The sequence below is a fragment of the Pseudarthrobacter cellobiosi genome (assembly GCF_023913755.1).
Lineage (GTDB): Bacteria > Actinomycetota > Actinomycetes > Actinomycetales > Micrococcaceae > Arthrobacter > Arthrobacter cellobiosi.
On sequence record NZ_JAMXBJ010000019.1, the window covers coordinates 21,225 to 27,433 of the forward strand.

The 6,209-nt window shown below is 62.7% G+C and carries 7 protein-coding genes; 1 reads left to right on the plus strand and 6 read right to left on the minus strand.

The window, feature by feature from the left end; all coding sequences use genetic code 11:
* Positions 1-84: 84 nt before the first annotated feature.
* The 4 genes from NG696_RS00780 to NG696_RS00795 all read right to left on the minus strand — a co-directional run bounded on the left by NG696_RS00780 (position 85) and on the right by NG696_RS00795 (position 3,392).
* Positions 85-822, minus strand: coding sequence for a hypothetical protein (locus NG696_RS00780; RefSeq protein WP_252573546.1), 738 nt, complete (start codon positions 820-822; stop codon positions 85-87).
* Positions 823-1,469: 647 nt separating this feature from the next.
* Positions 1,470-2,318, minus strand: a complete 849-nt coding sequence (locus tag NG696_RS00785) for an esterase/lipase family protein (RefSeq protein WP_252573547.1) — start codon at positions 2,316-2,318, stop codon at positions 1,470-1,472.
* Between the two features lie 410 nt (positions 2,319-2,728).
* On the minus strand, positions 2,729-3,040 hold the full coding sequence (locus NG696_RS00790; RefSeq protein WP_252563112.1) for a hypothetical protein: 312 nt from the start codon (positions 3,038-3,040) through the stop codon (positions 2,729-2,731).
* Between the two features lie 40 nt (positions 3,041-3,080).
* On the minus strand, positions 3,081-3,392 hold the full coding sequence (locus tag NG696_RS00795) for a hypothetical protein (RefSeq protein ID WP_252563109.1): 312 nt from the start codon (positions 3,390-3,392) through the stop codon (positions 3,081-3,083).
* 245 nt (positions 3,393-3,637) lie between these two features.
* Between NG696_RS00795 and NG696_RS00800 the strand changes: the two genes are divergently transcribed.
* A complete protein-coding gene (locus NG696_RS00800) occupies positions 3,638-4,423 on the plus strand; it encodes a GntR family transcriptional regulator (RefSeq protein WP_252563106.1) in 786 nt (261 codons plus the stop codon).
* Positions 4,424-4,441: 18 nt separating this feature from the next.
* Here NG696_RS00800 and NG696_RS00805 read toward each other — a convergent pair whose 3' ends face one another.
* Both NG696_RS00805 and NG696_RS21155 read right to left on the minus strand, forming a co-directional pair.
* Positions 4,442-5,689 carry a S8 family serine peptidase gene (locus NG696_RS00805; RefSeq protein ID WP_252563103.1) on the minus strand — a complete coding sequence of 416 codons (1,248 nt, stop codon included), beginning with the start codon at positions 5,687-5,689 and terminating at the stop codon, positions 4,442-4,444.
* 206 nt (positions 5,690-5,895) lie between these two features.
* The gene (locus NG696_RS21155; RefSeq protein ID WP_445260423.1) at positions 5,896-6,183 is read right to left on the minus strand and encodes a recombinase family protein; all 288 of its coding nucleotides are present in this window, start codon (positions 6,181-6,183) and stop codon (positions 5,896-5,898) included.
* Between the last annotated feature and the right edge of the window lie 26 nt (positions 6,184-6,209).

Sequence of the window (6,209 nt, forward strand, 5' to 3'; positions counted from 1 at the left end):
TTTTAGCGGAACGTCCGGCCGGGCGCACACCGGCCGGACGTTCCGTCGTGCGGCATGACGGCAGGCGGATGTGCGGTGGGACGGCTAGGGCTGGACAACTTTCACAAGTTCTGACCGGCTTCCTGTCTGCAGGTCCTCGGTAAGGACCAGCGCACCGACCTCGGGGCAGTGATATTTATGCTCCCGGGAATTCTTTTCGAGCGGCGTCCAGTCGTAAACCTTGATGCAGTCGGTGTAGGTGCGGGTTTTCGTGGCGACGGTCTCGCCGGTAGCGACGACGTCCCGCATGTCTTCTGCATGACCAACGTAAAATTCCTGCCTATAGGAATCGCCAACGCGCTGCTCGGCCTTCATCCAGATGCCGGCTTTTGCCCCATCTTTTCCGTGGAGAAAGCTGCCGGCGTGGTCCAGCAACATCCCATTCCAGTAGTTGTTCACGTCCTCGCCGAAGTACCACACGTCACCGTTTTTGTGTTGTGCCAGATAGTCCCGGGTTTCCTCTACGAGCTGCCCGTTCTTGTATTCCTTATCCAGATAGACGACCGTCTCAACGCCCTCTATGGTCTTGGTCTCCTTCAGGATTTCGATTTCAATCCTCTCGGTGACGCTTCCCTGCTCGGTGGTCTCGTAAGTCATCTTTTTGCCGACGGGGAGGGCAAAGTGTTTATTGGTGATTTTGGTGCTGAAATCGGCAGGGTTGACCTGCGGGGTGTACTCCCCGGCCCGGCTCCTTTTGGTGTTTTCGGAGACAAAAAGTGCCGCCCCGCCAACAACAAGCAACAGGACGACGAGAGCAAAGAATATTTTGGTTCGTTGATTCATGACCTTTCCCACTCCTTCTGAGTAGAAATTCCTGCAGGGGGTCAGAGCACCGTTGCTTGCCCATGGCCATACGAGAAAGGTAGTGCAGTCCGTCCTGAACCTGAACCCCCTCGCCCAACACTCCGCATGGAGAGGCACCGCCCCGCAGCGTCAGTGAAGGTACGACCTGCCTCAGCGAGCGGGAAACCGCCCCACATTGCCGGACGTGTGGATCTTCGCCGCTTCGCCCGGCAACAGCGCCGCGAAGGCGTGGCCCGGGCCGACGGCCAGTGCGAGACGGCCGGAACGACGACGGCGGACGTACGTCACGCTCGGCGGTGCGGTAGCCGTCGGCTAGCGGCAGCCGCTCCCTTAACCGTGCCGTGCCCCATGGCACACGTTGCGCATTGCACCGCCTTCCGAAGAAGAACGTGGCCGAACGCCTCGCCGAGGACCGCACCATCACCGGCTCCGAACAGGAGCAGCACAGGCAGGTGGCACGACGGCTGTTAGGATTCCCGGGCGGTCCGCCTTCCCTACCGACTCGTGGGGCGCAGAATGTATCGGAGACAGTACTCGACGCTCTTCCTGGGGCGCGCGATTCCCGAGACACTGTAGCCTGCGGCGTCGGGCTGATTCGACGCCCTGAACTCCCGCCGGCACGACGGCTAGACGCAGGCGGGCTGGTAGGCCGGGTCCGCTGGGCCGGAGGGCTTGCCGAGTGCATGGGCCACTATCTGGTGTACCACGGGGTCGTTCGGCGTCTGGTCATGTTCGAAGACATCAGCCGGGCACTTGTCCTGGATGGTGATGTTGGTTACCTGCCGTGCCGGTCCGTCAAGGAACTGGCTGTTGTACGGAATGACAACTTCGTCGTAAACCGTGGAGATGACGGTATAGGACGGTCCCGCTACAGTATCGCCGATGGAGTTCAGCTTCTGCATGAAAGCCGATCCCGCCTGCTGGTCGGCGCAGGCAGCACAGCCCAGGCCAGTAAAGTCCGGATCCGGAACGAAGCCCGGCGGCGGGATGATCACGCCTTCTGTGCCGTGGTTGGAGGGGGCGATGCCGATGAGCTGGTGGACGTATTTGGCTCCGCCGAGGAAGCCCATGTAGTAGCGGGGCATCATGCCGCCCTGGCTGTGGCCCACAAGATCCACTTTCCTGGCGCCGGTGGCGGCGCGGACCGCGTCCACGAACGGGGCAAGTTCCTGTGCCGAGTCGGCCACCGGGGCGGTGGCATACACGCCGTTCGTCTCGCCGTAGTTGAGGGCGAAAACGCAGTGCCCGGCGCTCTTGAGGTACGGCGACAGGGTGGACCAGTTCTTCTCCATGCTCTCGAAGGTTCCCGGCACCAGGATGACCGGGTACGGATGCTCGGCGGTCGGTTTGCAGGACCAGTCGTTGGCTCCCGGTGGGGAAACCTCAACGAAGTCCGCTTGGGCGGGAGCCGTAACCAGGGAACCGGCAAGGACGGCGGCCGCGGTGATGGACAGGGTCCTGGAAAGCAGTGACATCGAAACCTCTTTGTTTATGTGTCAACGGGGTGGGGCCGGCCGGTGCTGTGGTTCTTCGTGTCAACCAAGCCTTGGCCGGGGGTTCTCACATGCTAGGCAGACTGAAAGCCTTTGCGGCACAGGCTGCACGAATGTGCGCACGAAAAAGGGCTCCTCAGCGGAGCCCTCTTCCCTCGGCAAACACCTCCGTCCACCTCATTGTTACTGGTGAGTAGGCTTTAGTCCCGCATCGGGATCCCAGACGGACCAAGAGCGCGTGCACAAATGTTCACTGCTGGCGCAGCCAGCCTTCGGCCGTGGCGGGACCGGGGCTTGTGGCGTGGCGTGGTCTATTGGGTAAGGTTCCCGCGACTGCTCTTTGCCAACTGCCGGTGTGGCCCTCCCCCGTACAGGGCCGCCCCGTCGGCGTTTCACGGACCAGAATGCCCGCATTCGCCGTTGAGTTTGAAGTCCGACCATGCCGGGCTCGAGAAGTCCGTGAATTCGTCCGTCGTCGCGAGCAGTGACCGCAGCGTACTCGTATCCGAGTGGCTGCCGTAGCCGGGCGTGACTCCCGGCGGGTCGGCCACGTCGCCCAGCGGATGGCTCTCGAAAGCGGTTCCGCTCGCGCAATCGTATGACTCCACGATCGGATGGATGGTCGCCGAGGCGGAAGGAGCGAATCCCAGCGACCCGGCAAAAACGACAGCGAAAACCGCCAGTGATTTCTTGGTTGTGTTCATTTTCTTTCCCTTAATTTTAGCCCTTTTCGATTCAATGAGGTCATGGTCCGGCGACGAGAATGTCCTCAATGGCTTCCTCGCAGCCCGGCACGTGCGTGCCGGCATGGACCTGCGAGAACCTGCTCACAATTTGGCCCGCATTATCGAAACCAAAGAAAGCGGCAGCCCCTTTGATCTCGTTGATGATGGCGGGAACGGCCCCGGGTCCGTCAGCCACGGCATGGTCCGAGATGCCCAGTCCGGTGCAGGCGGCGTGCGGGTCGGCAATATCGGCTGAGGCAGGGACCGCCCCTGCAAAAAGCACGACAAATACTGCGGCAGCCGCGGCAGCGGAGGTGCGTTTGATGTTCATAAATATCTCCTGGAATAGGGCTTCGGCGAAGCCCCATATCCACGGCGGAGTAGGATATGGAACCCCGCCAGTGAGGCCATTCTCCGCTCGGAGGATGACCCCCGCAAGAGGGCCGGAAAACTCCCCGGTTGGCTCCCGCCAAGGGTCCGCGCCGGTGCCGAAAAATGCCTCCAGGTTGTCCTTGTCCAACAAACGCGTAGCACTTGTTAGGCTGGAACCTCCATCACCACTTAGCGAGGCAAAAAGTGCACCAGGACGCCGTCCGGTTCCTGTCCCAGCCGGTGGCCGCCCAGCCCGGCTCACCCCTCCGCGTGGCGGTGTACTCCCGGATCGCCGAAGCCATCCGCAACAGCCTCCTGACGCCCGGCTCGATGCTCCCCACCGAAACCGAGCTCGGCGCGGACATGAAGGTCAGCCGCACCGTGGTCCGCGAAGCACTCATGCTGCTCGAAGAGGACGGCCTCATCCGGGCCCGCCGCGGCGTCGGACGCTTCGTCTCGGACACCCTCCCCCGCATCGGCATCGAACGGATCCGCCCGTTCGAGGAAGTCCTCGGCGGCCCCGGCCAGCACCTCGAAATCAAACGCATCCAACGCGAGCGGCAGCCCGCCTCCGAATTCGTCGCCCCCGGCGTCGGCGTGGAGCCTGGCGCCGACTGCTGGCTCTGGGAATCCGTCCTGATCCGCGACGGCGAGGCAATCGCCCACCTGCAGGAAAACATCTCCGCCCTGCCCGTGAGCCTGGGCAGCAGTTCCGCCGCCGCGCCGCTGGACATAGACGACGACGGCGGGAGCACCCTGCTTGCCAGCCTGAACAACCGCTTCGGCAAGGTTCTCGGGCCCGGCGAGTGCCAGATCAGCCTCAGCCAGGTGGGGCCCAGCCGCGCCAAGCTCCTCGACCTGAGGGCGCCGGATCCGGTCCTCGTGCTGACGCAGTACGTCAGGCACGCGAACCGGCCCTTCTACCTGGCCAAGTGCCTCATCGCCGCCCGCGCCGGGCACCTATCGGTGATGCAGTCCCTCCAGTCCTGACTCAGACCGCTTCCAGGGCTATGGGCAACCGCCGACTGCTTTGCAGGCGTTCACGCGGCCATGTTCCCAGTAGGAGTCTTGGCCGGTAATCTTCTCGGCGGTCAGTTCGACGTTGGCGCGGACTGAGATGTTCGTGGCACCGGGGTGGGAACTCCAGGCCAGCGCGGCAGTGGCGGCGACGACCGCTGAGGACATTGAGGTTCCATTGCCGACGTCGTATCCCAAAGAGCGGTTGTACTGCGCCCTGAGGACGAACTCGTGGTTCGGGAACGTTGAGTAGACGTTGGCCCCCGGCGCTGCGACGTCCACCCAGCTGGCTCCGTAGGTGGAGAACGATGCTTTGTTGTCGAAGTTGTCGGTGGCGCCGACGGCGATGACGTTAGGGTACGCGCCGGGGTAGATCTTGGTCTGGTTGCCGCCGTTGCCTGCGGCCGCAACGAGCACCACACCCTTGCTCCACGCGTTATTGACGGCGGTTTCGAGGGTGCGGGACGCCCGCACCCCGAGGCTCATGTTGATCACCTTGGCGCCGTTGCTGACGGCCCAGTTGATCCCGTCCGCAAGGCCTGAGCTGGATCCGATCCCGCTGTCGTTCAGCACTTTTCCGTCGAGGATGGTGCATGCAGGGCACGTCCCGGCCACGCCCTGGGTGTTGTGGCTGGCGGCAACGATGCCGGCCACGTGGGTACCGTGGCCGTAATTGTCGTCACCAGTTTCCCCGTTGGTGAAGTTGGCCCGTGCAGCAACCTTCGGGTTGATGTCGGGGTTGTCGTTGGCCACACCTGAGTCGAGGACAGCAACCTTGATGCCGCTTCCGGTGGTGAAGGTCCACGCTTCGACGGCGTCCACATCGGCGTCCGCCGTGCCTGCGGCTATTTTTATGTCGCCTTTGGTGTTGGTAAAAGGCTGACCAACATTTTGCAGGGCGTACTGGCTCGGGAAGTACTGGTCGTTTGTAGCGGCGGTAACCACCAGGTCCGGCTCGGCGTACTCCACGGCCGGGTTCCGGCTGAGGGCGTCAATGAGTTGGAGTTCCTTACCGTCCGGCACTGCGATGAGATGGACGCCGGTACTGCCAATCCCCGGGCCGTCGCTGAGGCCATGGCGGCGCAGTACCCCGGCCGCCGACGCATCGTCTCGGAACTTGACCATGATCTGCCCCGCGATCAGCGACGGCTCGGGCACTGCGTTGCCTGGGCCTGCGAAAGTGATGGCGCCGAGCCCCATCATGAGCGCTGCGAGACCGGCGATAACTGTTTTTTTCATGGGGTTATCTTGCTCCAACAGTCACCGGCTGGATAGGGCGGCGCGGCAAATCGCCCTACCTAATCACACAGGTGCGGGCACCGCGGAGGCAGGTGCGGGTGTCAGTATCAGAAGTCCGCTGTACTGGATCCCGCGGAAGTGGGGGGCGAGTGCAGAGGACTGTTGACTCGGGTTGTCAGAAGTCCCGTGCACGGTCATCCGAATCTTCAGAAGTCCCGTGCACTAACAGCAGCGGCTACGGAGTTGGAACCTTGGCGGTCTTCGTTGCCGGCCATGAGCTCCCGCTCCATCTGGGCCAGGGAAGCCATAACGTTGAAGAAGAAGCGCCCGGAAGCGGTCGTGGTGTCGATCGCATCGGTGAGGCTGATAAAACCAATGCCGCTGTCGCTTAACCCGCCGGCGAAGTCCAGCAGGTCTTTAACCTTGATCCACCGATGTTGCTCGGGGCGCCGACGGCGGTTTAAACCGAGAATGCCCGTCTTTTCAAGGAAAATGGAGCTTGTCTAGAACCCATTGACCA